Source organism: Pseudomonas sp. KB-10 (assembly GCF_018221585.1).
GTDB classification, from domain to species: Bacteria; Pseudomonadota; Gammaproteobacteria; order Pseudomonadales; family Pseudomonadaceae; genus Aquipseudomonas; species Aquipseudomonas yangonensis.
This window is the reverse complement of the sequence record NZ_QYYB01000010.1, coordinates 43,619-67,722: the sequence shown is the minus strand read 5'-3', so window position 1 is coordinate 67,722 and position 24,104 is coordinate 43,619. Positions and strand designations below refer to the sequence as shown.

Here is a 24,104-nt window from a genome sequence, read left to right as displayed (position 1 = left end):
TGAGTGGGGGGGATCGACCTTAACTTCGTAGACATCTTCGCCCGTCGTAAAGGGACGATAACAGCCTGATGTGAGCGGCTACTTTTGGCCGGTTCCTGCCTTTCGTCACCAGCAACGCCCAGCCGACAACTGCCCACAAGCCGTTCCGTGAACTCACGTCTGCCACAAGGAAGCGGACGAATCGTCGCCGCATCGGGCAGTTTCCTAAGTCTGGGGCTGGCCGTTGGCCCCGCGATTTCGGGCGGGCTGATCTCGCCAGGTGGATTCACCCTGGCCGCCTGGGGTATCGGAATCACCGTCGTGCTGACCCTGCTGCTGCTCATTGTCCCGCTGGCGAGCATTCGCCGTGAACATGCCCCTTTGGGCGTGGTTGTACCCAACCTGCAGAGCAACTGCTCTCGCAGTCCTCGCATTACCGGCAAAGTGGCAGATCACTGAAGTGGTGATCTACCACTTTGCCCAAAGCAGGCCAGGCTGTCACCAAACGTCCGAAAATAGCACTGTGCTGCATATGCACGTCGCTGGAGGCTGCCTCTGCTACTGGCCAAATCCCCCGCCGAAGCCCATGAAACTCTTCACTGGCGCCGAGCCCATGGGGCAAACAGAACACGCAGCAGGCGAGACAGGATCGTGGGGGCATCAATCTCGGCGATCAGCAGAGCGGAGAAGATGAGAGCCGCACCGCTGAGGGTCCTTCCATCCAATGTTTCGCCCAGGAGCACAGCTCCAGCGAACGCCGCAAAGATAGGTTCGAACAAGTAGGTCAGGGCCACCTTTTCCTCTTCGATATACTTCTGCGCCGCGCTCTGAACTGCGTACATGAATGCCGTCGCGAGCAATGCACTGAACAGTACCCCCTCCCAGAAGACGCTATCCAGCGGTGCCCAGTCTGCCCTGGCATCGAAAAGCGCAGCGAAAAGGCACCCCATCGCGCAGGTAATCAGCGCGGTGATGACCATGAGCATCGAGTCGTATTTGTGCGAGAAGAAACCCACCGTAAGCACGTACGAGGCAAAAAATACTGCACAGCACATGATCCAGATGTCACCCGGATTGAGGGTGAGCCCGGTTCTGGCAACGATCAGGTAAAGACCGGTCAAGGCGACGGCGCAACAGATCCAGATACGAGGCTCGACGCGCTTTCGGAAGAGCGCCCACTTGAAGAGCGGAATCAACAGTACATCCAGCCCGGTGATGAATGCCGTATTGGTGATGCTGGTGTGCTGAAGCCCCACAGTTTGGAAGATATTGCCCAGGCAAAGGGGAAAACCTATGGCCACCCCAGCCAGCAGCGCTTCCTTGTTGATCTGCTTCAGCCGTCTGAAGAAGACCACGCAAAGAACTAGCGCGGCGAGTGCGAACTTGTACCCGAGAAAGACAAACGGTGACCCGTCTGCAACTCCCACCTTGGTAAAGGCAAACGAAATCCCCCAGAACGCGGTTCCAAGGATCAACAGGCAAAGGTAGGTCTGACGAGCAGGCATGCAAAAACCATCCATTCAAATTAGAGTGGTTAGAGCATGCGGAGGGAAGCCGCAAGAAAGCCCGAGGGTGCCTTCGATCTCTTCTCTAACGTTAAGGCAAGTCGGTACAGCGCTTTCATCTGTGGCTATTAACTAGCCTGTACGTCAGCCTGTCAACAGGGCTCATTGTGAATGATCGCCACAGGTTTCACCGTTGCAGGCTCGCCGTCGCGAACATCCAGCCAGCACATAGCGCCTCCAACGTGGCGCCGTCACCAGGCACCCAGGCCAGACAGGTCTGGAGGCCTCTGATGACTGCCCCAAGGCTGGTCAGCAGGTACGGCAAAGCGTCAGCGCGCCAGTGTCGCTCATCGTGCCCAGCCCGACGCGCCGATCACGCCTCACCAATGAGCGATGCCCACCCGCTCACCCTGCTCGGCATGTCGATTGCTGCCAAAGCTCACGGGCTGTCCGTCGCCTTTCGCGCGGACGCCTTCCTGTCCAGGATGCGCACTTCTCGCTGCGGGAAGGGAATCTCGAAGCCGTGCTCTTGCAGTGCTTCCAGAATCATCAGCAGCAGGTCCCCGCCGACGCGATTGCGGCCGTCGTCGACGCCCTCCATCCAGAACTCGACGAACATGTTGATGCCCGAGTCGCCGAAGCTGTCTATCTCGCAGTCCGGGCGTTCCTCGATGGGTACGTCGTCGCCGCTGAACACCTGCGGATGGCTGGCGACCACGTCCTTGATGATGGCGATCAGCTTGCGGATGTCGGAGTCGTAGGCGACCGAAAAGTCGACGCGATAACGCTGGCTTTTGTCCTTGTGCGTCCAGTTGGTGAAGATCTCGGCGATGAACTTCTCGTTCGGCACCACGATGTCCTTGCCGTCGTAGGTTTCCAGCGTGGTCGAGCGCATGTTCAGTTCGCGCACGATACCCGTGCGGCCATCCTCGAGTTCGACGTAGTCGCCGATCGATACCGAGCGGTCGAGCAGGATGATGATGCCGGAGATGAAATTGGAGGCAATCGCCTGCAGGCCGAAGCCCAGGCCGACCCCCAGCGCCCCGCCGAACACCGCGAGCGTGGTGAGGTTGATCCCCATGATCTGCAGCAGCAGGAGAAAGATCAGGAAGAAGATCGCCACTTCGAACAGCTTGGCTGCCACTTCCCGGGTGCGTTCGTCGAGGTTTTCCTGGTGGGCGATGAAGTCGCGCCCCGTCCGGCTGCTGACGCGTCCGAGCCAGAACAGGATGGAGCCGAAGATGGCCACGCGGGCGATGCCGTAGAGCGATATCTCGATGTTGCCGAGATTGACCGAAATGGATTCGAGAATCTGGATCAGGCCGCCCAGCAGGCCGACCATGTGCAGGAACAACAGCGGAATGCCCAGCCACCTGAGCATCGTCGCAAGCAGCTTGTGGGTGACGAAATTGCGGATGACCGAGCGGAATATGAGGATCACCGAAATGATCAGCGCGGCCTGCACCAGCCAGCCCTGGCTGAGCAGGTTCTCGCTGATCTCGAGCGATACCCGCAGCATCAGGATGGCCGTCACCGGGAAGATCAGATCGCTCAGCTTCTTGATGAAGACGTGCAGCCGTTGGCTGCTCGCCCCCAGCGACGCGGTATGTTTCTGGATGCGTTTGGCAATCAGCCACGCGCCGACGTAGATCGCCAGGACGATGCCGATCTGCGTATAGGTCTCCGGTTGGAGCAGTAGCGTTTGCAGGGTATTGGCGGATTGTTCGAACTGCGTGTTGAGACTTTCAGGAATCATTTCCGGCAATCCTTGTATCGCTCCCGGTTGGCTGCCTCGCTGCCGGGACGAACCCTGGCTGACAGCGGGCAAGCTCCAGTATAGGTAACCGTCATGACCCCAAGGCTGCAGCTACCCGACGTAGCCCGCTGCACCTCGCGGAGAACCGGAGCGCCTGGCGCACGTCCCTGTGCGCCCGGGGCCTACCACTGGTGACTGTAGGCCAGGGTCAGCGTGGTGCCGGATGCCGGCAGGTGGCTGGTATTGCTGCTGCTGCGCATCAGCTGGCTGTACAGCGGGTAGTAATCACGGTTGAACAGGTTCTCGATACCCAGGCTGACCTTGTCCTTCTCGCTCAGACGGTAGTCGCTGATCAGGTCCACGGTGAAGTAGCTGTCCACTTCGCGGCGGCCAAAACTGGCGACACCGTCCAGGCGATAGTCCTCGCTGCCGACATAGGTGGCCTGCAGGCGGTTGCTCCAGGCCTGGTCAGGCTGGTATTGCAGGTAGGCCGTGACTTTCAGCGGCGGGATGCGGAAGCCCGTCATGTCCTGCCAGTCGCCGTTGTCCGGCTTCTCGCGGCCCTTCATCCAGGTGAAGGTGGCGCCCACGCCCCAGACGTCGTCCAGGCTCAGCCAGTCGGCACTGCCCTCGATACCGTAGATGCGCTCCTGGGTTCGCTTGAGGATCAGGCCGTTGTTGAAGCTCTGCACGTCACCCAGGTCCGAGGTGGTGTAGAACAGCGCCAGCGAGGCCAGCGTCTGCTCGCCGAGGTCTCCGCGCCAGCCCAGTTCGTAGTTGTCGGTCTTCACCGGCTCCAGATCGGAGGAGTCGATGTCGAAACCGCGCCGGGCGTTACGCACCTGTACACCGATGTCCGGCAGCTGGAAGCCCTGGCTGAAGGCCGCGTAGATTTCCTGGCCCAGAACCGGCGAGAACACCACGCCGACGTTGTAGAGCAGGTCGTCGTAACGCACCGTGCCCCCTTCCACGCGCGCCGGGCTGGCGTTGTGAATCTCGGAGAGCGGCATGAAGTCGTCGAACCTGGCGGTGGCGTATTCGTAGCGCAGGCCGCCGTCGATCGACCACTGCTCGTTGAAGCGGTGCTGCAACTGGGCAAAGGCGCCGGTGCTGAAGGTGGTCAGCTCCGGCATGTAGGTCATCTTGCCGATCTTGTCGAAGTCGGTGCCACCGCTGGCGTCGTAGATGGCCGGGTCGAAGATGTCGAGCGGCATGTCGCTGCGCTCGTGGTTGAGATCGCCGCCCCAGACCAGCTCGGTGCTGTCGCCCAGTGCAGTGCGCAGGGTCAGGCGGCTGCCGATGACCTCGCTGTTCTGCATCACCTGGTCGACGAAACGACCACGGGTCGCCACGCCACGGGCATCGAACGGGGTGAAGCGGGTGAAATAGTCACGGTAGTAGAGCTGCGCCGCCATGCGGCTGCCCAGCAGGTCGTCATGGCTGTACTGCAGGTTGGCCATGCTGTTCCTGATCTGGTTCTGCTCGTCCAGGCTGATGCCCTTGAGCGCCTGCGCCGGCACCGTGCCGGCGGGCAAGCGGGCCACGGACGGGTCGGAGGTGTAGTCACTGTCCTGCTGGGCATCGTAGTGGCTGAGGGCGAGCTGGATGCGCTGGTTCTCGTCGATGCGCAGGCCGAGCTTGCCGCCGAGGTTGAAGGCGTTGGAGTCGAACAGGTCACCCTGGCTGGGCTCCGGGGCAATGCGTCGACCGTCTGCATCGAACGAACTGCCGATATGCCGGGCGCCGACGTCGAGGGCGTAGTCGAACGGACCCTGGAAGCCGGACAGGTGATGCTGCAGCTGGCCACCGAGGCCGTCGTGGTCGAGCTGGGTCAGCGACGACGTGCCGGTCAGCGTGGTTTCGGCGCGCATGTCACCGCCTGCCGGACGGGTGGTGATGTTGATGATGCCGCCCGTGGCGCCGGCGCCATAGATCGCGCTGCTGCCATGGATGACCTCGACGCGCTCGATCAGCGCCGGGTCGATGTTGGCCAGGTTCCGCGAGGAGTCGCGGTTGGTGTTCAGCGGCACGCCATCGACCAGCACCAGCATGGTACGACCACGCAGCGTCTGCCCGTAGTCGGTAACGGTGCGACTGGAATCGGACATGCCGGGGATGCTCTTGGCCAGTATCGTCGCCAGGCTGGCGGAGGCCATGCGCTGCGTTTCCAGTTGCTCCCGCTCGATGACGTTGACCTGACGCACCTGCGGCACCAGCGCGCTGGCGGTGCGGGATGCGGTCACCTCCATGGAGGCCAGCTCGACGGCAGCGCCAGAGGCGTTCGCCTGCTCGGCGGCCACGGCGCGCGGCACCACGATGAAGGTGTGATCATCCTGTTGCTGCACATCCAGGCCACTGTGATCGAGCAGGCGCCGCAGGGCCTCGCCGATGCTCAGGCGGCCGCGTAAGGCCGGCGAACGCTTGCCGAGGGTCACATCGCTGGAGAACAGGATCTGGCTGTCGGACTGGGCTGCCAGGCTGTTGAGGGACTGTTCGAGGGGCGCGGCGGGCAGGTCGAAATCGATTTCGCTGGCGGCCTGGGCCATCGACGACAGGCCCAGCAGCAGGCTGCTGGCCAACAGGGTAAGGCGCCGGGTCGGGGTTTTCACTGGTAGGGCTCCGGGAAAATAGAGGACGTTCCTGGAGATAGCCGCCACAGCGGCGAGCAACCCCTACCTCGCGATGAAATTATTTTTCCGCTGCACGCCGGCTCAGGCTCAGCGAGCCATCCGCAGCGCGCTGCAACTGCACTGGCAATATCTTCGGCAACAAGACCAGCAGAGCGTCCAGGTTGGCGCTGGCGAAAGTACCGGACACCGGCAGCTGCGCCAGGTCCGGGTCGTCGAGCTGCACCCGTGTGTCGCGCTGGCGCCTGAGCGTATCCAGCACCTCGACCAGCGGTGTGCGATCGAACACCACGCGACCGTCGATCCAGCCGTTCAGCGCCCTGGCATCCACTCGCTCCGGGCTGCCCGGCTGGCCGTTGCGCACCAGCACCTGCTGGTCGGGCGTGAGCAGCAGCTCATCGTGCAGGCCACGCACATCGACCCGGCCCTCCTCGACGGCCACGCGCACCTGCTCCGCGACACGCCTGACGCTGTAGCGGGTACCGACCACCGTGATTTCAGCCGAACCGGCCAGCGTGCGGAACGGCCGGTAGGTGGCCGGAGCAACATCGAACAATGCCTGCCCTGCCAGCAACTCGACACGGCGGCTACGCAGGTGCCAACTGACGTCAACCTGGCTGGCGCCATCGAGCATGAGGCGACTGCCGTCGGCCAGTGCGATGCTGCGGACCTGGCCCGGAGCACTGCTGTAGCGCTCGCTGCGATAGGCCGGATCGAGCCAGAGCAACCCCAGCGCCAGCGCGCCGATCAGCACGCCCAGCGTGGCGACACGCTGGCGCGGCTTGCTGGCTGGTGGCGGCAGCGGGAAACGCTTCTTCAGCGCCTCGCGGTGGCGTGCCAGCGCATCGTCGGTAGCATCCTGCTCGTCGGTCGGCGAGTTCATGCGCGCGCCTTCTGGTAGCCCAGGCGGGCCAGACACTTGGCCACGCCGACCTTGATGTGCTTCTCCACCGCCTTCAGCGAAATCCCCAGTCGCTCGGCGACCTCCTGCTGCGGTAGCTCGTGAATCTTGTGCATGACGAATACCTGCTGGCAGCGCGGCGGCAGTTCGGCAATGGCCGCGCTCAAGCGCTCCAGCTCGTCAGCAGCGGCATGCTGACGCTCCACGCCCGGGGCACTGCAGAGCACCTCGGCCAGGTCCGCCTGGTCGTCGACCCAGGCCTGGCGGCGGCGCTCGCTGCGGTAGTGGCTGATGGCGCGATCATGGGTGATCTTGCGCAGCAGCGCCAAGGGTACGCGTACCGCCTCTTTCTCGGGCGACTCCAGCAGTTGCACGCAGACATCGTGCACCACCTCATGCGCGGCCTGACGGTCGCCGAAACGGCGACGGACAGAGTCGACCAGCTCGTCATAATGCCGGGCTAGGGTCGAAATCAGGGACGGTTTGGCCGGAGCGTGAGGCAAGGGTTCGTGCGCGCTGGATGTCGGAAAGTGCGCGAATATAAATGATAACGACTAACATTTGAAGCTACCCAACCAGGCAAAGTGCCACGAACGAGCCGCGCCCTGACTGATCGGATTGCGCACTGCACGACCACCCTGCCCTGAGTTGCAAAGCGATGGTCGAGTGGCCGAGCAGGCGCTACCATCTGCCCTCCATGCATCGAACCAGGGCCCTGCCCCCTTGCCGGGCTTGCCCTGTTCCATGCATCAACTTCGTGGAGGGAAGCCATGTCGACTGCACTGCTGATCATCGATGTTCAACATGCACTGTGTACCGGAGAATACGCTGCGTTCGACAGCGACCGGGTGATCGAAAGAATCAACACGCTCTCGGCGCAGGCACGGGCCGCTCACGCACCGGTTGTGCTGATCCAGCACGAAGAAAATGACGGCCCCCTGCGTTTCGACACCGCCCCCTGGCAGCTCGCCGACGGACTGACGACCTCACCGAGCGATCTGCGGGCTCGCAAGACCACGCCGGACTCCTTCCATCGCACCGACCTCACCCAGTTGCTGCAGGCACGGGATATCTCCCACCTGGTAATCTGTGGTCTGCAGAGCGACTTCTGCGTCGATACCACGACCCGCCGCGCCCTGGCGCTGGGCTACGAGGTGACCCTGGTCGAGAACGCCCACTCGACGGTGGACAACGGCGTCCTGACGGCTGCGCAGATCACCGCCCACCACAACGTCACGCTGGCCAACATGACCAGCTTCGGCAAGCGCGCCACCGTTATCCCAGCTGCCGATGTCCGCATCCAGGCATAGCGCCTGGCCGTCCGTTTGCACCTATCGAGCGAAACATATGACGACCTACTCCTGCGTGCTGGAAACGCCCTCCGTCGAGACCTACCGGGCGCTGCGCCTTGCCTCGGGGCTCAGCCCGAAAACCATCGAGGCCGCGCTGAAGGGACTGCCCAATACACTCTTCGCCGTACAGATCCTGCATGACGCGCAGCCGGTGGGCATGGGCCGCATCATCGGTGACGGAGGCTGCTTCTTTCAGGTGGTGGACATTGCCGTCCTCAAGGAACACCAGGGCAAGGGCCTGGGCAAGCGCATCATGGGGGAAATACTGCAATACATCGAAGCCGAGGTACCCGAAAGCGGCTATGTCAGCCTGATCGCCGATGGCCAGGCGCAAGACCTGTACGCGCAGTTCGGCTTCGTCCATACCGCCCCGCGCTCTGTCGGTATGGCCTACAAGCGACCACAGGGCGTGGCGCCGGAAGATGCGTGAGGCTTGGCGACGAGGCGCAAACCAATCCCAAACAATGGACATGCACGGCGTGGCTCCTACCGGGCGGAGGAAAGTTTCTGCCTTCTCCACTTCTACTGCTGGAAAATCGGCAGAGATCGGCCAGGCGTGGTCGCCTAGAAATGGACTCACTCCGTTCGTCCACGAGGGGTACGATTCAATTGTCATCAGGGAGGAATTGTTATGCGCTTCTCGTGGTTTTTGGCATCGGTTCTGACTCTGGCTGGTGACGCGGTTTCTCAGACACTTAACGCTATTCCCGATGGTCGTCGCGGTTCTCCAGGAGACTTTCTTGAGACCCAGATGCAGTCTGATGGAAAACTACTTTTCACGTTCTGGACAACAGGCGGTGGAGGTCATGTATGCCGACTGCATGGCTTGGCTGTACCCACTGAAAGTGGCGTATTTGTATTTCGCGAAGCGGGATCCAAATGTGTGTTTCATCTGTTCGCAGAGAGCGATGCTCTTCGCACCGAGGATGTTGGCGAGCAGTGCCGGGAGAAGAGCTGCGGACCTAGAAACGTTTTCGGCAGCATGCGTTGGCCCCTGAACCAGACTCTTCCCCTTACGGATGAGATTCGCCCTGCGTGGTAGTTGAATCGCCCCAGATTTTGCAGACACCTAATGACTGCTCCTGGCCTGAAGCGGCCTGCCACCAGCGACCGCTATCAGCCCAATAGCGGCCGTTCAGTTTAGAGCCAAAGGGTCCGTTGGCCCGTGTGTGACAGCCACCTGTGGCAACCGCTGGGAGTGGCTAGGCGCGACCTGTAGTCAGGCGTCAGCAACCTTAGTATCAACTCCGTTTAGCAGCTAGAGCGGCAGAGCTTGCCTGGCTGGGTGATATCTTCTGCACTTTTTCATGTACTGCTGACCAGACGCTCGGGTCCAAATCAAGGTCGGCAAAACGGCTGGGATCGAGTACGGGCTCCTTGATACCCGCCTTGCATTGCTCGTCGTAGTCACGCATCACGCGCAATCCGACTTTGAACAACAGGGTCAGTGCCAGCAGGTTGACCACGGCCAGCAGGCCCATGGTGACGTCGGCGAAGGCGAATACCGTAGACAGATCCTGCGTCGCCCCCCACAGCACCAGGACGATCACCAGGGCGCGGTAGGCAAGCAGCGGCAGGCGCTTTTCGCTGAAGAAGCGCAGTGCGTTCTCGCCCAGGTAATAGTTGTAGACCAGGGTGGTGAAGACGAAGAGCAGCAGCGCCAGGCTGACGAATACCCTGCCCCACTCGCCAACAACCGCGGCGATGGCGCTTTGGGTGAGCACCACACCGGCCACTTCGCTACCTGGTTGGTAGATGCCCGAAAGCAGAATGATCAGCGCGGTGCTGGTGCAGATCAGCAAGGTGTCGATAAACACGCTGAGCGACTGCACGATGCCCTGGGCGGCCGGATGCTTGACTTCGGCAATGGCCGCCACGTTCGGCGCACTACCTAGGCCGGCTTCGTTGGAGAACAGACCGCGCTTGACGCCCATCAGGATGGCCGCACCGATGCCGCCGGCGAAAGCCGGCTCCAGGCCGAAGGCGCTATTGACGATAAGCACGAGGGTGGCAGGCACCCTTTCTAGGTTCATGCCGACCACTACCAGGGCCATAAAGATGTAGGACAGCGCCATCACCGGCACCAGAATGTCGGCGCTCTTGGCGATGCGTTTGATACCGCCGAATACGATCAGGCTGATCACCGCCGCGACGGCGATGCCGCTCAATTGGGTGGAGATGCCGAAGGTGTCATGCAGCGAGTTGGCCACGGTGTAGGCCTGCAGCGCGTTGAAGCCAAAACCGTAGGTCACCAGCAGCAGAACCGAGAAGACGACCGCCAGCCAGCGTTGACCGAGACCATGAAGAATGTAGAACGCCGGGCCGCCGCGGTAGGTGCCGTCGGCCTCACGGCGCTTGTACAACTGCGCCAGCGAGCACTCGAAGAAGCTGGTGGCCATGCCCAACAGAGCGACCAGCCACATCCAGAACACCGCACCCGGGCCACCCAGGGTAATGGCCACCGCCACGCCGGCGATATTGCCGGCACCGACGCGACCGGCAACCGACAGCATCAGGGCCTGGAAGGAACTGAGCTGGCCCTTCTGGCGCTGAAAAGCCTGGGCAAAGATGCTGAACATGCTGCCGAAGTAGCGTACCTGGATGAATCGCGAGGCGATTGTGAAGTAGAGGCCGAGACCGACCAGTGTGACGATAAGGACCTTGCTCCAGAGCAGGTCGTTGAGTAGATCGAGCATGGCGTTGCCTCTCTGTGTCTTGTTGTTGTGAGGGGGGCAGCACGCGCCTTACCGGCAGGCAAGCGCGTAGGTCGCCGCTGGCCGGCGCATGCACTGGCCAACGGCGTTATCGGAAATTCGGGGGCGTTCTATCGCCGGGGCGGTCGATCAGGACGCGCCGCTTAAGCGCTGCAGGCGGGCAATCTGTTCCCACATGTCGGCCGGGTTGGAGTACATGGGGAAGTGCCCGCAGTTGCGGATTTGCGCCAGGTGCACGCCCTGGCTCTGGATGTAGGCCAGGTAGGACAGCGAGGTGTTCTGCTCGCCGTACATAAACATGCGTGGGCAAGGCAGTGCGAGAAACTTGTCCATCAGCTCGCCGTGGTCGGACTGTTCTACCATCGACTCGAAGATGCCGCGCACCGCGCCGGCGCGCACCTTGTGCCGCAGGCTGGCGGCATACAGCGCGCTGGCGTAAGCCGGGGCATGGCGGGTGCGTTCGATAAAGTCGTCGAAGAAACGCTCGGCATCTTCGCGGGCGTAATCGTGGATCTGCCGGCTGAGAAAGCAGTCTTCCGGTGCAATATTGCCTTCGATATCGACAAAGCTCAGCACCCGCTCAGGATGCTGGTGGGCCAGCATCAGCGCGGTCAGGCCACCCATGGAATGGCCGACCAGATGGAAGCGCTGGATGTCGAAGTGCTCCAGCATTGCCAGGGCGGTGTTCACCAGCAAGGGAATCCCGATGCGCGCGAGATCGGCGCAGCGGGTTTCGCCACAGCCGGGCGCATCGTAGGCGAGGAACGGATGCCCGTTGAAGGCGGCATAGCGCACGATGTCGGCATAGTCCTCCTTGGTCGAGCCGAAGCCGTGCAGGAAGACGATGGGTGCCTTGTCGCCGCCACGGTGCAGGGCCGCCACTGTGAGGTCGACGCCATCGACGTTCAGCGGCACAAGGACGCGGGAAAATTCTGGCTGAGTGGGCACGTCTTTCACTCCTAAGGCAGGTGGGCTGCACGGTTGCCTTACTCTGGAATGGGCCAATCCTTCTGTAAATTCCTAATCCAGTAAGCCACCCATACGCTGAACCTATGGATATCCGGCTACTTCGAGTCCGCTGCCAACAATGCTACCAGCGCATCCACCAAGGGATTGGTCCGCGCGCTATCCCATACGGCGGCAGTGGTCACCACGCTGAGTTTGGGCGTCAGCGGTTTCAATATCACGTTGTCCGGTGCCAGCTTCTTCATCGAGGCGGGCACCAGAGCCACGCCCTGGCCGCAGCTGACGAAGGCGATCTGCGAGGTCACCGAACGCACCTCGTGCAGAACCCGTGGGGACAGGCCGTTGGCCTTGCACACGCCGATCAGGTAATCGAAGTAGTTCGGGCTGACCTGGCGCGAGGACATCACCAGCGGCTCGTCCGCCAGGTTGGCCAGGGTCAGGCGTGAGCGCGCGGCGAGCGGATGGTCGCGGGGGATGGCAACCGCGAGTCGATCCTCGGTCAGCGCCACGCAGCGCAGGTTCTTGCCGAGGTTGCCTTCCAGGCGAGCGAAGGCCAGGTCGATATCGCCGGACTCCAGGGCGGGGATGGCTTCGGCGCTGTCAATCTCGCGCACGGTCACAGTGATCTGCGGGTGCTCGGCCTTGAAACGGTCGATCAGCGGCGGCAGCACGTCGATCATGGCGTTGGTGATGGCACCGATGGTCAGCACACCGGCCTGGCCGGAAACCGCCTCCAGCACCGCCAGCTCGAGTCGCCCCAGCTGCTCGGCGAATTTACGCACGGCGGGCAGGATGGCCGCCCCTGCCGGGGTCAGCTTCGCGCCCTGGCGCGAGCGCTCGAACAGCTTGATTTTCAATGCATGCTCAAGGATCTGGATCTGCTCGGTCAGCGGCGGTTGCGACATGCCCAGGCGCTTGGCCGCACGGCTAAAGCTCTGCTCCTCGGCTACCGCGAGGAACAGCCAGAGATGCCGGATCAGGCGGAAATTGATCATGGTTTTTCCATAGGTTGGACGTATGAAAGCCTTAGGTTAATAGGAATATACCTATGGAAATCCCCTGTCGATACTCGGGCCTCCAAACCACCAGGTCCGCTTCCCATGAATGCATCCACTCCCTTGAATCGCTTGTCCGCGCTGGACACCAATACGGTGTCCGACGCGCTGGATTTCCTCGGCCTGCCCGGTGCCACCGTCGGCCTGCGGCCGCTGTGGAACTGCCCGAAGATTGTCGGCCGCGCCAGCACCGTACAGCTGGCCCGCAAGCAGGACGCAGCGCCCACGGTGCATCTGATCACCCCGGTGGTGGCGCGTATCGAGACCGTTGACCGCGTGCTGGTGATCGCCGGAGGCGTGGATGGCATCTCCAGCTGGGGCGACATCCTCGCCAACGCCTCGCGCCAGAAGGGTATCCGCGGCTCGGTGATCGACGGTTTCAGCCGTGACATCAAGGGCAGCGAAGACATCGGTTACCCGGTATTCGGTCGCGGCATCACCATGATCAGCGCGCGCAATCGCCTGGTGCAGGTGGATGCCGGCTGCGCCGTGAGCATGGCTGGGGTAACGGTCAAAGAAGGCGACTACGTGATCGCCGATGAGTGCGGCACTGTTTTCGTGCCGGCCGGGGCCATCGACAAGGTCCTCGATCTGGCCGAGCGCATCGACCGTCGCCAGGCAGGGATGGTTGAAGCCGTCCGGGCCGGACGCTCGGTGGAGAGCGTGATGCATGACAGCCAGTTCGAAGCCATCAAAGCGGAGCAAGCCTGATGAATATTGAAGACAGAGATCTGGTCGCCCTGTTCGCGGGCCTGGATACCCCGGCCGTGTCCGATGCCATGGACAAGCTGGGCCTGCCCGGGCAGTGCCTGGATATCGCGCCGCTGACCGATTACCCGCAGGTCACCGTGGGCCCGGCATTCACCGTGCAGTACGTCAGCGCCAGCACCCCGCCCGGCACCGTAGGCGACTTTATTGATGAGGTGGCACCCGGCGACCTGGTGCTGATCGCCAACGGCGGGCGCAGCGACTGCACCGTATGGGGCGACATCATGACCCAGTACGCCCTGGCACGCGGCATTGCCGGCACCGTGATCGACGGTGTCTGCCGCGACGTGAACAAGGCCCTCGGCGAGGGATATCCGCTGTTCACCAAGGGCCGTTTTATGCGCACCGGCAAGGACCGCGTCGAGGTGGTGGCGGTGAACCAGCCGGTGAGCATCGGCGGCGCGCGTGCCTGCCCCCGCGACATCGTGGTCGCCGACGCCAACGGCGTGGTGGTGGTGCCGCGCCAGCGGGCTCGCGAGGTGGCCGAATGCGCCCACCAGATCGAGCAGGTGGAAGCGCAGATCCGCGAGCAGATCGCTGGCGGCAAGACCTTGAAAGAAGCCCGGGCCGCGCTCGGTTATCACGACCTGCAGAGGAAAGCTCAATGAGCCTCTACAACATCGAGGCTGTAGCCCCGCGCGCCAAGGCGCTTGGCAGCTCCACCCTGTACGAGGCCTCCGGCCTACCGACCGCCGTGGACCCGGCGATCCGTCCGATCTGGCGTGGTGCCTTTATCGCCGCGCCGGCCTACCCTTTGGAGTGTTCGCCGGGCGACAACCTGGCCCTGCATCTGGCCCTGGAGCGAGCGCCGCGAGGCAGCGTGCTGGTGGTGAGCACCGGCAACTTTATCGCCGGCTATTGGGGCGAAGTGCTGACCGTCGCCGCTCAGGCCGCAGGCGTGGTCGGTCTGGTGATCGACGGCGGAGTGCGCGATATCCAGGCCATCGAGAAACTGGGCTTTCCGGTGTTCTCCCGTGGCGTATCGGTGAAGGGCACGATCAAGGCCACAGCACCCTCGGTTGGTGAGCCCATCCCCTTCCACGGTGCCCAGGTTGTTGCTGGCGATCTGCTGGTGGCCGACGACGACGGTATCGTGATCATTCCCCAGGCCGAAGTGGAGCGCACCCTGGCCGATGGCATGGCTCGCTTCGACAAGGAGGCACGGATGATGGACGCCCTGCGCGAGGGCCGCACTACGGTCGAACTGATGGGCCTCAAGCGCCAGGAGGTGGCTCAATGAGCCGCGACTTTCAGAGCCTTAATCGCTGCCTTGCGGCTGCTCAGCCCTCAGCAACTTATCGAATCATTGATCGTGTCGCCGCACGCCGCGCAGAGGGAGCAAGGATCATCTCACTGTGTGCCGGAGAGCCCGACTTCGACACCCCGCAGCACATCCGCCAAGCCGCCATCGCCGCAATAGAGGCCGGCCACACCCGCTACACCCAGGTAGCCGGGCTGCGCGCCCTGCGCGAGGCCGTCGCCGCCAAGTACCGCGACGAAAATGGCCTGGCAGTGAGCTGGGAAGACACCCAGGTCAGCAGCGGTGGCAAACAGGTGATCTACAACGCCCTGGCCGCCACCCTGAACGAGGGCGACGAGGTCATCATCCCCGCGCCTTACTGGGTCAGCTATCCGGAGATGGTGCAGCTCTGCGGCGGCCGTTCGCGCATTGTCAGCTGCGGAGCCGACAGCGGCTTCAAGCTGACGGCAGAGGCATTGCGCGAAGCCATCGGCCCGGATACCCGTTGGCTGATCCTCAACTCACCGTCCAACCCCACCGGTGCGGTGTACAGCCGCGAGGAGCTGCGCGCCCTGGCCGGGGTGCTGCTGGAGCATCCTCAGGTGCTGATTCTCTCCGACGACATCTACGAGCACCTGATCTTCGACGGTCAGCAATTCCACACCCTGGCTCAGGTCGAACCACGCTTGGCCGAGCGCACCCTGACCATGAACGGGGTGTCCAAGGCCTACGCAATGACCGGCTGGCGCATCGGCTTCGCTACCGGCCCGCGCTGGCTGCTGGAGGCCATGGAGAAGCTGCAGGGCCAACAGACCTCCGGTGCCTGCTCCATTTCCCAGCATGCGGCGGTGGCCGCCCTGAGCGGGCCGAAGGACTTTCTTCATGAGAGCCGCGCGGTGTTCCAACGCCGCCGCGACTTTATGGTGGCCATGCTCAACGACACCCCCGGCCTGCACTGCGCACAGCCTGAAGGCGCGTTCTACGCCTTCGCCGACTGCTCAGCGTTGCTCGGCAAGGTATCGCCAGGCGGCCGTAGCCTGAACAGCGACGAGGACGTGGCCCACGCCCTGCTGGATGAAGCCAGTGTGGCGGTGGTGCCGGGTAGCGCTTTCGGCCTGGCGGGCTATATACGTATCGCCTATGCGCTGGATGATGCGTCGCTCAGAAGCGCCTGCGTGGCGATCCAGCAGTTCTGTCACGCCGCTCGATAGAGGGTAAGGGGCATCTCCGCACTTCAGAATGCATGGGGTGCCCCTTAAATGATGTGGATCGTAATGGCCTCTTGAACCACTTCAGATTCAGCAGGGAGCCCTGAATGTCCACGTCTGGCCGGTTTCTGCCAGTTGGCAACTGGTCGCTTCGGGTCGCCCCTTACCCTACGGATAAATCAACTCATCCCGCAGAATTTGAATCGTCCTCGGCGCATCAATCGAGACACGTACATTGCCATGCTCCACGCGATTGATCTCGACAGTGATGCCATCACGCAGGAGCTGATGCAGGGCTTGTTCGGGATCAGCACCTGGAGCGACGTTGATCACAATGGATTGGCCGACACGACGAGTGAGTATTAGATGGGACATGGCATTACCTTCCTTGGTGGTGAAATCCATTTCAGCAGGGTCAAGACCTCACGAGGCCTCCGCTTCCCGATGCACTCGAACTGAAGAGATATCCAACTCCTCCACAAGTGCTTCTTGGTCCCGCTGGCCGGTTAGTTGACCTACCAGCTCCCACTGCTGATCGAGCTCTTCATTGATAGCCTGCATGCGCTCGATCATGCGTTTGGCTGAACTCTGCAGTATTGCATCCTGGCTTCGAAGCTGTTCGAAGGCCATAGCGGTAATGGATGCGGTCATGTGGGTCATGCTGCGAGCCATGAGGCCCAGCAACTGTAGCAACTGCTCTTCCTTGGCAGACATGGCGTACTCCTCCAGAGCCTCATTACCAGCGTAGCTGATGGTTTCGCTGATTAGGGAGGCAAGGCTGTAAGCCAATAGCCATAGATGGAGTGAGACCTCTACCCAACTACCCCATAAACCGCAAGATTGAGGTGCTCGACACCTCACCAACTACGCCACAGTAGGTTGCCATCCTGAAACCCTCGGGCTAGAGTGCGCCCGTCGTGGTAAATCCCACGGCCGGGTGTAGCAACCTGATTCGTTCGAGGCGCGGTAGCGCCATAGTTTGAGTAGCCAGCGCTTGATGTGCTTGGTTGCTTAACTTCTATGGCGGACCGTGTGGGGCAGGCTTTTGCCTGGCCGGTTCCCTCGGACGCCGGTTTGCTACCCCCGCACGGTCCGCCTCCATTACCGTGTAGCAACGGCGGTAGGCGGCTCCTTAATCGTCTGAGGAGCATAAGGAAAATGCGCTACCCCCTTTTTACCCGAGAGCTCCGCCTTGGGCTTCAGGTCTTGTTGTTCACCTCTGATCTGGAGGTGCGCCATGGCTGAGTTCGAATCCTGCGTTGTACCTTTCCCGTTGCAGCGAAGCCCGCTGCATGAATCCGAACGCTCTCCCCTACCCTCTGAAGCTGCCGCTGAACTGCGTGGCGTCATGCTCGGCAATCTGCTTGATCAGCTGGCTGAACCTGAAGGCTTGCAGCCCGCGGATCTGCGCGTGCGCATCGCTGCTTATTCAGCGCTGGCTCTGCTCGATGAAATGGTCGTGCTCTATCGCCGCGCCCTCTCTGATGTTCGAGGAGGTGCCAGATGAGCAAGGGTGTCATGACCTACCTACCGCCTCACGACGGCCATCCAGGTATGGAGATCACCTGGGCTGCAGATTGCAGAGAGGCATTCGACCAGGGCGTGAAGCTGGCACAGACCTGGCTCGACAACGCCCGCAGTGGATGGCTCTGGGCAGTGATGATCGCGGAGCGCGATCTGCTGCCCTGCGCTATTGAAAGGCGAGCTTTTGAGGTGGGTTTCCTGAGTCGCATCCACCAGCGTATGTGCTCGCATCTTCGCTGCGGTGAGCAGGCCGAGATCTATACCGCGGGTGATTGTTTTGGCCACAGAAAGACCCTGACGCTCGCCGAAGCGAGCTGTCAGGGCTGACCTGAGCCATGGCAAATGCCAATGAAGTGGTCTGTTTACACAGACCAGGAAGGAAGGTTCTGAGCTAACGGGGTGCAGGGTCAGAGTACTGACTGTTTGCACTTCGTTAGCCCAGAGACCGGAGAATATTTCGGTAGCGGCCGTCTGCCAATCGTTTTGATGGGGCACTGGCTATAAGTGGCGTCCAGCCTCGTTCCTTTCTCGTTGCTGGTGTAGGCCATATCTGCAGTTCTACTGCTCGCCCACAGCACCTACGTGCATCTGTCGCTCGGACAGCAGAGCCTGCGCGCTGCGCTTGCTGGTGGCGTCTGTGAGATCGGTGGAATGGCGGTCTTGCTGTTTCCTCTCACCCTATCACGGCGTTCTCGCCGTCAAGGGCTGCACGCGCTTCGCGCATTTGCGGCAAGGCCGGCTATCGCCCCCTGACTGCTGCGCTGCGCCGTGCTTGGCCGGTTCCGGGCAATTCCGCCCGAGCAACTGGAGCACGATCATGTCGCAGCTTTCTTTCGCCTTTGACGCTTCTCTGATGATTCGCGACGAGCAAGGTCGCTATCTGCCTGCCACTGCAGAACAGATCCTGGACGCTGCTCGCAAGGTGATCGATCAGAAGGTTCAGCGAGGCTCAGCCTTCACGTCTTCGGAGCTGGTCAAGGAGTACCTGATCGCGAAGCTGGGTGGCTTTGAGCACGAGGTTTTCGCAGCGCTGTTTCTGGATGCCAAGCATCGCCTCATCCAGTACGTCGAGATGTTCCGCGGCACCATCGACAGTGCATCTGTTTACCCGCGCGAGGTGGTCAAGGAAGCACTGCGCCTGAATGCTGCGGCAGTGATCTTCGCACACAACCATCCAAGCGGAAATCCAGAGCCAAGCCAGGCTGACAAGGTGCTAACACAACGCTTGAAGGAAGCATTGGCGCTGGTCGATGTTCGCTCGCTGGATCACGTCATCGTGGCAGGCCAACGCACCGTATCTTTCGCTGAGCTTGGGTTGCTGTGAATCAAGGGGGCTGAGCCCCCTTTTTGCTGCGCCCTTCAGGCGTGCGCAGCATGTTCAGCTGGTTCCTCTTCCTTGGCTGCCAGCCCCACCGTCCAGTGCCCGCCATTCTCTTGAATCAGATGCAGCAGGTCGTAGGTTCTGATCATGTCGAGCAAACCAGAGTGGCCGTAGGCGTTTGGCGAAAATGCCGGATCGGTACGCTTGAGGTACTGCCCAAGGGCGCTCAGGGTGACCTTGCCTTCGCTGGTTCCGCCTGCAAGCAGGGATACGGCATCCACCACGAACCGGGGCCGCCGTTTAACGACCGGCTTGCTGGGTTCAGGCTTACTGGTTTCCTGCTTGCAGCTCGACTCAGCCTTGGTCGCAGGCTTCTCGGTATGCTCCGCAACAGGTTCCTGGAAATGCTCCTCACGGCGCCACTCAAAGAACTGGTCACTGGCGTTGCGCAGTGCATCGGGGGTCTTGGGTTCACCGACGATGCAGACGGTAGCGCCGCGCTCCCTGAGCTTGCGGCACAGGTAGGCGAAATCAGAATCGCTGGTCACCAGGCAGAACGTATCCGCACGGTGATCGAAGAGCGCCTCCATTGCATCCAGGGCCAAGGCGATATCGGAGGTATTCTTGCCGGCTGCATACTGGTACTGCAGGCATGGCGTGAAGGCCAGTCGAACCAGAGCCTCCTGCCACTTGTTCGCCAAGGTGCCGTGATTGCCATACCCCCTTCTCAGGACGACACGTCCGAACTGGGCCACAACGCGCAATGCGTGCTCCAGAATCTCGGGCGATACGTTGTCGCAATCCACCAGAACAGCTACACGCGTTTCTCCAGCCGGAGTGAAAACTCCCATCCCTGCTCCTATCGATTGATCCCAGGTGAGCCAATAGCATCACGGCTACTGCCGGCACGGCAATCAAAGATTACATTGAACACTAGGTACGTGCCGCCAGCGAGGCTGGTGCTTTGCTAGAACCACGATCAACAGGCAAACTGCCTTATCGATAGGGAGCTTGGTGGTTTTCATGGAAATAGCAAAAGTGTTCCAATCACTGCTTGCAGGGGGATTTGTCTCATACATAGCTGCAGCAGTGGCGCTGGGGAGTGTGTTTTTTAAAGTGCTAACTGCGCTGTCAAGGACGCTGGAGTTTCACGACAAACACTTCGTCAGAAAACCTATTGCACGCCTCAGAGCATTGCGGCAAGCGGTATCGAATACACCGGAACTGGTAGAGTTCTTCGATAGCGCGATTCAACAAGAGGCATTCCGTCTCGCCACTCGTATAGATACCAGCAGAGTGAAACGCGAGTACCTGCTTGAGCTTGATAGCAGAGGAATCTGGAGCCGCAATCAGCTGCGTAGTGTCTCTAAATTTCTGCTGATGCCCCCGAATCAAAAAGCCCCTGTGATAACCATTACCCGCCTCGACACAGCAGGCGCTTGGTTCAGCGTCTTTGCCGTATTCGGAACCATTCTTGTCGGGGGCGCCCATAGCCTCCTGCTGATTTTTACTGGTGATCCGTTCTACGTGTTAGCAGGCGTACTTACCGCCTGCATGTTCCTTTTGGCCGTAAGATTCTTCGCAACAGACTTTACCGACTGGTTGATCGCCAAACGCGTACAAGCGTTCCTTGCCTCGGAAGCAGTCAGCGTGCGATAGAAGTAGCCTCGGTCAGCCACCACGGAAAGTTTCTGCGCTAACGACGTCTGGGTGGATATCGTTGACCTCGGGTTCGACGCGGGCGTGCGATTAAGAAATGCGGTTCCCGCTGACATGATCGCGGTCCCTCTCAGCCCGCCAGTACGCTTCCTCACAGTGGCCTCCCCCTCCTATCTGGCCAAGCGGCCACCGGAATCTCTACGGGATCACGATTGTATTCGTCACCGGCTTCCCAGCGGTAAGCGCTACCGATGGGAATTCGAACGGAGCGGCGTCGACGTGGCAATCGACGTGCCAGGGCAACTTACTCTCAACAGCAATCGGCTTATGGTGAAGGCAGCAATCCAAGGTATGGGCATCGCCTATGTTCCAGATTTTTATGCTGAAGCAGCTATCAAAGACGGACTACTTGAAACCATCCTGGGGGATTGGTGCCCAGCAGAGCCGGGGCTAGCGCTTTACTATTCTGGTCATAGGCAGGTGCCAGCCGTACTTCGGGCATTCATAGATTTGCTGAAAGAAACCCAACGCTCACCCGTTGAAATCCAAGAGCAGTAACGACAGGCCGCAAGGTACGCCAGCGGCTACCCATCCCGAACACTGTTATTCAGCGTGCTCGACGACAGCCAAACGCCGAATGGCTATCAGCGGCCTTCATCAACTATCCCTAATGCGCGCGCCCTGCGCCGGAGAAAATAATCGCTGTTGCGCAACCGTAACGCATACCCATCGACCGCGCTTTGCCGGAATCATCCAAATAGGTCTCAATCATGAAAGCGACGGTTGTCCCGGAACAGTTTGCCCGCTCGTCGGCATCTGGCCCGCTCAGCTCCAAATGGAACTGCCCTCCAGGCAACGAACACACTGGCGCTTGGTACCCCAGCTTATGCCTTCATACCGGCTTTCGTCATAGCTAGGTGGCATCTGGGCTGACATCCAATCGGAGCTCCATAAAACACTGCTTGAGTCTACTGCCCGCCATTCTTTTAGCACTGGCGGCCGTCGCCATCGCCTGCAGCCTACTCTCGCTGGTTCTGATTCACCTGGTTCCTGAAATCGTCCCGCTGCCCCCTGTCTAGCACCAAGCCTTGGCGGTATCGAAATCATCAAACAAGGTGCCGAAATTCAGCATCGCTGGATCAACAAACGCGACCATACCCCCAAGCTCACCATACCGCATTCTTAGCGCACCGCCGCCCCCATCTCTCGTACCAGTTGCCAGAACCGAGGTGGCAACTGATCGGGGTCAAGACCGTCAAGCAGGTTCTTTACACCCAGGCCCAGGTCAGTGTCGCCCTCAATCACCAGACGTCGACGGAAGAACAGAGTGTCAGGATCTTCCTGACGGCTCGCCAACAGCAAAAAGTCTCGCCACTGCCCGCGGATACACACGTCCACTGCATCGCACCGGCCCACGCGCAGCTGCGAGTCCTGACAACTCAAGCACCAGGTCAGCCCAAGATCGCTGACCTCCAGGCGTAGCCAACGACCGTGCAGAAGGTCGAAGGCCCCCTCGGCCAGCGGCACGGCAAATAGCCGGCTGGCCGCCCGCTCGATGACCAGGCGCTGCATGACGAAGGGTACGTGCCGTCCATACGGCAGCAACGGCTCGCCGAATTTCACCAGCCACCGCGCCATACTCATAGGCCCACAGCCTCGATCGTCAGCATGCCAGGTCGGCCATGCCAGTAGCCATTGCAGCCACTGACCGCCAGTGGTGGTAGCGCCCCGTCACGCACCGCGGCGAAGTCGTCGATCACCTGCCCCATACCCTCGCTGCGCGGGCTCAGGCGCAGCACATCCACGCCACACGTGGCAATGGCCTGATAGTCGGCCAACAGGTTTCCGACCTCGGCGGACATGGTCTGGATGCCGTTGAGGGTAAACAGCGCCTGCCCCTCCTGACTGAGCAGCGGAATGCCCTCAGGGTAGTTCTGGCAGCAAAACTGGCAGTCGTCCTTTGGCCGGTTCTCAGCCCGCGCGGTGAAGCAACGCGCCGAGTAGGCCAACGGCAAATGGCCATAGGCGAACAGTTCCACTTCAGGCCGACCGACCTGCAGGGCATCGAGTTGCTGCAGGCAGTCCTGCAGCAGGAGACCGGAACACTCCACCGGTGGCACCCAGCGCTGCAAACCACACTCCAGCAGCTCGTGCAGGGCATGGGCGTTGTACAAGTTAAGCGCCGGTCCGGCGACGAAAGGCCGGCCGCGCTCGGCGAGCAGTTGTACCGCGCCCATGTCGTTGGCCTCCACCAGCAAATCGCCGTTGTCGCACAGGCGGCGAAGGCTGGACAGCTCGGAAGCAGCCTCGACCAGCGCCAGTCCGGACAGCACCAGCTCGGCGCGGCTGCACTCGCGCAGCTCGCGGGCAAGTCCGAGCCAGTCGTCCAGCGACAGGGCACGGCGCTTGGAACAGACGGTTTCGCCCAGGTAGATGATGTCAAGCGGTTGAGCGGCCATCTCGGCGTAGAAATCCAGCAGCTTGCTGCGGCTCCAGTAGAACAACACGGGTCCCAGGCTCAGTTTCATAGGCTCCTCACTGCCAGGATCGGTGATATGCACCGAGGGTCGTCTGGCTGCCTTCAGACAGCCCTGCCAGGTCCTTGCGCCAGCGCTCCTGCACGGCAAAACGACCGCTGGCATGGGCATCCAACGCTTCGCGCCAGACCCTCGTGACCTGCTCGACATAGGCTGGGCTGCGCTGGCGCCCCTCAATCTTCACTGCGGCGATGCCTATCTCGGCCAACTGCGGAACCAAGTCGATGGTGTTGAGGCTTGTCGGCTCCTCCAGCGCGTGGAAGCGCTGGCCGTCCACCAAAAAACGGCCCTTGCACAGGGTCGGATAGCCGGCCGGTTCGTCTGGCGCGTAGCGGTCGATCAGTACGCCGCCCAGACGCGAGCTGAGGCCCTGGGCTTCCTCCTGCCAGCGCACCGCCTTAGCCGGCGAACACACCCCGCAGAGGTTGGGCGACTCGCCGGTAACATAGGACGACAGGTGACAACGCCCCTCGGCCATGATGCAAAGGCTGCCAAAGGCGAATACCTCCAGCGGCACCGTGCTTTTCTCGGCCACCTGGCGCACCTGAGCCAGCGACAACACCCTAGGCAACACGGCGCGCCGGATGTTGTAACGCTGCTGATAGAACGCCAGGGCAGCGACGTTGGTGGCCGAGCCCTGCACCGAGAGGTGCAGGTTGAGATCGGGATGCCGCCGGCTGGCGTAGGCCAGCACGCCGGGATCGGCAGCGATCAGAGCATCCACCCCTAGTGCGGCGGCTTGGTCCACCGCGCGCTGCCAGCGCGCCCAGCCCTGGGGCTGGGCATAGGTGTTGACGGCAACATAAAGCTGTCGGCCACGCTTACGGATCAGGTGCAGCCCCGTCTCCAGCTGCCGCTCGTCCAAATTGAGCCCGGCGAAATGACGGGCATTGGTGTCATCGCGAAAGCCAACGTAGATGGCGTCCGCGCCTTGCTGCAGGGCAGCCTTGAGGGCGGGTAGACTGCCCGCCGGACAGACCAGATGCATGAAT

At 61.5% G+C, this 24,104-nt stretch carries 26 protein-coding genes; 12 read left to right on the top strand and 14 right to left on the bottom strand.

The genetic code is table 11. From position 1 onward, the window contains the following. Positions 1-147 precede the first annotated feature (147 nt). Positions 148-438, top strand: a complete 291-nt coding sequence (locus DXK50_RS25015) for a hypothetical protein (protein WP_249186978.1) — start codon at positions 148-150, stop codon at positions 436-438. A gap of 137 nt (positions 439-575) precedes the next feature. Here the strand turns inward: DXK50_RS25015 and DXK50_RS22585 are convergent, their stop codons facing one another. The 5 genes from DXK50_RS22585 to DXK50_RS22565 form a co-directional block, all read right to left on the bottom strand. After that, a complete protein-coding gene (locus tag DXK50_RS22585; protein ID WP_212631801.1) occupies positions 576-1,484 on the bottom strand; it encodes a DMT family transporter in 909 nt (302 codons plus the stop codon). 439 nt (positions 1,485-1,923) lie between these two features. Next, complete coding sequence (locus DXK50_RS22580) at positions 1,924-3,240, bottom strand: mechanosensitive ion channel family protein (RefSeq protein ID WP_212631800.1); 1,317 nt, start codon at positions 3,238-3,240, stop codon at positions 1,924-1,926. Positions 3,241-3,422: 182 nt separating this feature from the next. Continuing rightward, on the bottom strand, positions 3,423-5,849 hold the full coding sequence (locus tag DXK50_RS22575; protein ID WP_212631799.1) for a TonB-dependent receptor: 2,427 nt from the start codon (positions 5,847-5,849) through the stop codon (positions 3,423-3,425). 79 nt (positions 5,850-5,928) lie between these two features. Further along, on the bottom strand, positions 5,929-6,750 hold the full coding sequence (locus tag DXK50_RS22570; protein ID WP_212631798.1) for a FecR family protein: 822 nt from the start codon (positions 6,748-6,750) through the stop codon (positions 5,929-5,931). Continuing rightward, entirely contained in the window at positions 6,747-7,271 is a 525-nt protein-coding gene (locus tag DXK50_RS22565; RefSeq protein WP_150605578.1) for an RNA polymerase sigma factor, read from the bottom strand. Before DXK50_RS22565 ends, DXK50_RS22570 begins: the two co-directional genes overlap by 4 nt. 267 nt (positions 7,272-7,538) lie before the next feature. Between DXK50_RS22565 and DXK50_RS22560 the strand changes: the two genes are divergently transcribed. Together DXK50_RS22560 and DXK50_RS22555 are read left to right on the top strand one after the other, a co-directional pair. Next, positions 7,539-8,078 (top strand): cysteine hydrolase family protein, encoded by a 540-nt coding sequence (locus DXK50_RS22560; protein ID WP_212631797.1) that lies wholly within the window; start codon positions 7,539-7,541, stop codon positions 8,076-8,078. A 37-nt stretch (positions 8,079-8,115) separates the two neighbouring features. Next, positions 8,116-8,550, top strand: a complete 435-nt coding sequence (locus DXK50_RS22555) for a GNAT family N-acetyltransferase (protein WP_037048234.1) — start codon at positions 8,116-8,118, stop codon at positions 8,548-8,550. A gap of 811 nt (positions 8,551-9,361) precedes the next feature. Here the strand turns inward: DXK50_RS22555 and DXK50_RS22550 are convergent. The 3 genes from DXK50_RS22550 to DXK50_RS22540 all read right to left on the bottom strand — a co-directional run bounded on the left by DXK50_RS22550 (position 9,362) and on the right by DXK50_RS22540 (position 12,795). Then, a complete protein-coding gene (locus DXK50_RS22550) occupies positions 9,362-10,816 on the bottom strand; it encodes an alanine/glycine:cation symporter family protein (RefSeq protein ID WP_212631796.1) in 1,455 nt (484 codons plus the stop codon). 147 nt (positions 10,817-10,963) lie between these two features. Beyond that, entirely contained in the window at positions 10,964-11,782 is an 819-nt protein-coding gene (locus DXK50_RS22545; RefSeq protein WP_212631795.1) for an alpha/beta fold hydrolase, read from the bottom strand. A gap of 116 nt (positions 11,783-11,898) precedes the next feature. Continuing rightward, positions 11,899-12,795, bottom strand: coding sequence for a LysR family transcriptional regulator (locus DXK50_RS22540; RefSeq protein ID WP_212631794.1), 897 nt, complete (start codon positions 12,793-12,795; stop codon positions 11,899-11,901). 105 nt (positions 12,796-12,900) lie between these two features. Here DXK50_RS22540 and DXK50_RS22535 point away from each other — a divergent pair, with 105 nt between their 5' ends. Genes DXK50_RS22535 through DXK50_RS22520 form a run of 4 tightly spaced genes read left to right on the top strand, consistent with a single transcriptional unit; the run spans position 12,901 to position 16,074 of the window. After that, the gene (locus DXK50_RS22535; RefSeq protein WP_212631793.1) at positions 12,901-13,566 is read left to right on the top strand and encodes an RraA family protein; all 666 of its coding nucleotides are present in this window, start codon (positions 12,901-12,903) and stop codon (positions 13,564-13,566) included. Next, complete coding sequence (locus DXK50_RS22530) at positions 13,566-14,231, top strand: RraA family protein (RefSeq protein WP_212631792.1); 666 nt, start codon at positions 13,566-13,568, stop codon at positions 14,229-14,231. The genes DXK50_RS22535 and DXK50_RS22530 overlap by 1 nt, the downstream gene beginning before the upstream one ends. Further along, positions 14,228-14,863 carry an RraA family protein gene (locus tag DXK50_RS22525; RefSeq protein ID WP_179554338.1) on the top strand — a complete coding sequence of 212 codons (636 nt, stop codon included), beginning with the start codon at positions 14,228-14,230 and terminating at the stop codon, positions 14,861-14,863. The genes DXK50_RS22530 and DXK50_RS22525 overlap by 4 nt, the downstream gene beginning before the upstream one ends. After that, positions 14,860-16,074, top strand: a complete 1,215-nt coding sequence (locus DXK50_RS22520; RefSeq protein ID WP_212631791.1) for a pyridoxal phosphate-dependent aminotransferase — start codon at positions 14,860-14,862, stop codon at positions 16,072-16,074. Before DXK50_RS22525 ends, DXK50_RS22520 begins: the two co-directional genes overlap by 4 nt. 165 nt (positions 16,075-16,239) lie before the next feature. Here the strand turns inward: DXK50_RS22520 and DXK50_RS22515 are convergent, their stop codons facing one another. Together DXK50_RS22515 and DXK50_RS22510 are read right to left on the bottom strand one after the other, a co-directional pair. Then, positions 16,240-16,476, bottom strand: coding sequence for a carbon storage regulator (locus tag DXK50_RS22515; protein WP_461818888.1), 237 nt, complete (start codon positions 16,474-16,476; stop codon positions 16,240-16,242). A gap of 18 nt (positions 16,477-16,494) precedes the next feature. Continuing rightward, positions 16,495-16,785 (bottom strand): hypothetical protein, encoded by a 291-nt coding sequence (locus DXK50_RS22510; RefSeq protein WP_212631790.1) that lies wholly within the window; start codon positions 16,783-16,785, stop codon positions 16,495-16,497. Between the two features lie 523 nt (positions 16,786-17,308). Between DXK50_RS22510 and DXK50_RS22505 the strand changes: the two genes are divergently transcribed. The 3 genes from DXK50_RS22505 (at position 17,309) to radC (ending at position 18,919) form a co-directional block, all read left to right on the top strand. Then, complete coding sequence (locus DXK50_RS22505) at positions 17,309-17,578, top strand: hypothetical protein (protein ID WP_023106401.1); 270 nt, start codon at positions 17,309-17,311, stop codon at positions 17,576-17,578. Beyond that, on the top strand, positions 17,575-17,922 hold the full coding sequence (locus tag DXK50_RS22500; RefSeq protein WP_100549408.1) for a LasR-specific antiactivator QslA: 348 nt from the start codon (positions 17,575-17,577) through the stop codon (positions 17,920-17,922). Before DXK50_RS22505 ends, DXK50_RS22500 begins: the two co-directional genes overlap by 4 nt. A gap of 490 nt (positions 17,923-18,412) precedes the next feature. Next, positions 18,413-18,919, top strand: a complete 507-nt coding sequence (radC, locus tag DXK50_RS22495; RefSeq protein ID WP_212631789.1) for a RadC family protein — start codon at positions 18,413-18,415, stop codon at positions 18,917-18,919. A gap of 35 nt (positions 18,920-18,954) precedes the next feature. Here the strand turns inward: radC and DXK50_RS22490 are convergent, their stop codons facing one another. Then, the gene (locus tag DXK50_RS22490; protein ID WP_047585340.1) at positions 18,955-19,767 is read right to left on the bottom strand and encodes an NYN domain-containing protein; all 813 of its coding nucleotides are present in this window, start codon (positions 19,765-19,767) and stop codon (positions 18,955-18,957) included. 172 nt (positions 19,768-19,939) lie between these two features. Here DXK50_RS22490 and DXK50_RS22485 point away from each other — a divergent pair, with 172 nt between their 5' ends. Next, a complete protein-coding gene (locus DXK50_RS22485) occupies positions 19,940-20,575 on the top strand; it encodes a hypothetical protein (protein WP_047585348.1) in 636 nt (211 codons plus the stop codon). Between the two features lie 51 nt (positions 20,576-20,626). Next, entirely contained in the window at positions 20,627-21,133 is a 507-nt protein-coding gene (locus DXK50_RS22480) for a LysR substrate-binding domain-containing protein (RefSeq protein ID WP_080756961.1), read from the top strand. Between the two features lie 624 nt (positions 21,134-21,757). On the opposite strand, the gene ubiT is transcribed toward DXK50_RS22480, so the two are convergent. Genes ubiT through ubiU form a run of 3 tightly spaced genes read right to left on the bottom strand, consistent with a single transcriptional unit; the run spans position 21,758 to position 24,100 of the window. Next, a complete protein-coding gene (gene ubiT / locus DXK50_RS22475) occupies positions 21,758-22,219 on the bottom strand; it encodes a ubiquinone anaerobic biosynthesis accessory factor UbiT (protein WP_047585337.1) in 462 nt (153 codons plus the stop codon). Further along, positions 22,216-23,103 carry a U32 family peptidase gene (locus tag DXK50_RS22470; protein WP_047585335.1) on the bottom strand — a complete coding sequence of 296 codons (888 nt, stop codon included), beginning with the start codon at positions 23,101-23,103 and terminating at the stop codon, positions 22,216-22,218. Before DXK50_RS22470 ends, ubiT begins: the two co-directional genes overlap by 4 nt. A gap of 7 nt (positions 23,104-23,110) precedes the next feature. Then, on the bottom strand, positions 23,111-24,100 hold the full coding sequence (gene ubiU, locus DXK50_RS22465; protein WP_047585333.1) for a ubiquinone anaerobic biosynthesis protein UbiU: 990 nt from the start codon (positions 24,098-24,100) through the stop codon (positions 23,111-23,113). Between the last annotated feature and the right edge of the window lie 4 nt (positions 24,101-24,104).

Coding starts and splice junctions, on each gene's coding strand:
- DXK50_RS22580 (WP_212631800.1), bottom strand. CDS start 3,240: ATGATTCCTGAAAGTCTCAACACGCAGTTCGAACAATCCGCCAATACC.
- DXK50_RS22585 (WP_212631801.1), bottom strand. CDS start 1,484: ATGCCTGCTCGTCAGACCTACCTTTGCCTGTTGATCCTTGGAACCGCG.
- ubiU (WP_047585333.1), bottom strand. CDS start 24,100: ATGCATCTGGTCTGTCCGGCGGGCAGTCTACCCGCCCTCAAGGCTGCC.
- DXK50_RS22510 (WP_212631790.1), bottom strand. CDS start 16,785: ATGTCTGCCAAGGAAGAGCAGTTGCTACAGTTGCTGGGCCTCATGGCT.
- DXK50_RS22525 (WP_179554338.1), top strand. CDS start 14,228: ATGAGCCTCTACAACATCGAGGCTGTAGCCCCGCGCGCCAAGGCGCTT.
- ubiT (WP_047585337.1), bottom strand. CDS start 22,219: ATGAGTATGGCGCGGTGGCTGGTGAAATTCGGCGAGCCGTTGCTGCCG.
- DXK50_RS22555 (WP_037048234.1), top strand. CDS start 8,116: ATGACGACCTACTCCTGCGTGCTGGAAACGCCCTCCGTCGAGACCTAC.
- DXK50_RS22520 (WP_212631791.1), top strand. CDS start 14,860: ATGAGCCGCGACTTTCAGAGCCTTAATCGCTGCCTTGCGGCTGCTCAG.
- DXK50_RS22505 (WP_023106401.1), top strand. CDS start 17,309: ATGGCTGAGTTCGAATCCTGCGTTGTACCTTTCCCGTTGCAGCGAAGC.
- DXK50_RS22570 (WP_212631798.1), bottom strand. CDS start 6,750: ATGAACTCGCCGACCGACGAGCAGGATGCTACCGACGATGCGCTGGCA.
- DXK50_RS22560 (WP_212631797.1), top strand. CDS start 7,539: ATGTCGACTGCACTGCTGATCATCGATGTTCAACATGCACTGTGTACC.
- DXK50_RS22490 (WP_047585340.1), bottom strand. CDS start 19,767: ATGGGAGTTTTCACTCCGGCTGGAGAAACGCGTGTAGCTGTTCTGGTG.
- DXK50_RS22530 (WP_212631792.1), top strand. CDS start 13,566: ATGAATATTGAAGACAGAGATCTGGTCGCCCTGTTCGCGGGCCTGGAT.
- DXK50_RS22500 (WP_100549408.1), top strand. CDS start 17,575: ATGAGCAAGGGTGTCATGACCTACCTACCGCCTCACGACGGCCATCCA.
- DXK50_RS22535 (WP_212631793.1), top strand. CDS start 12,901: ATGAATGCATCCACTCCCTTGAATCGCTTGTCCGCGCTGGACACCAAT.
- DXK50_RS22550 (WP_212631796.1), bottom strand. CDS start 10,816: ATGCTCGATCTACTCAACGACCTGCTCTGGAGCAAGGTCCTTATCGTC.
- DXK50_RS22540 (WP_212631794.1), bottom strand. CDS start 12,795: ATGATCAATTTCCGCCTGATCCGGCATCTCTGGCTGTTCCTCGCGGTA.
- DXK50_RS22485 (WP_047585348.1), top strand. CDS start 19,940: ATGGAAATAGCAAAAGTGTTCCAATCACTGCTTGCAGGGGGATTTGTC.
- DXK50_RS22515 (WP_461818888.1), bottom strand. CDS start 16,476: ATGGATTTCACCACCAAGGAAGGTAATGCCATGTCCCATCTAATACTC.
- DXK50_RS22470 (WP_047585335.1), bottom strand. CDS start 23,103: ATGAAACTGAGCCTGGGACCCGTGTTGTTCTACTGGAGCCGCAGCAAG.
- radC (WP_212631789.1), top strand. CDS start 18,413: ATGTCGCAGCTTTCTTTCGCCTTTGACGCTTCTCTGATGATTCGCGAC.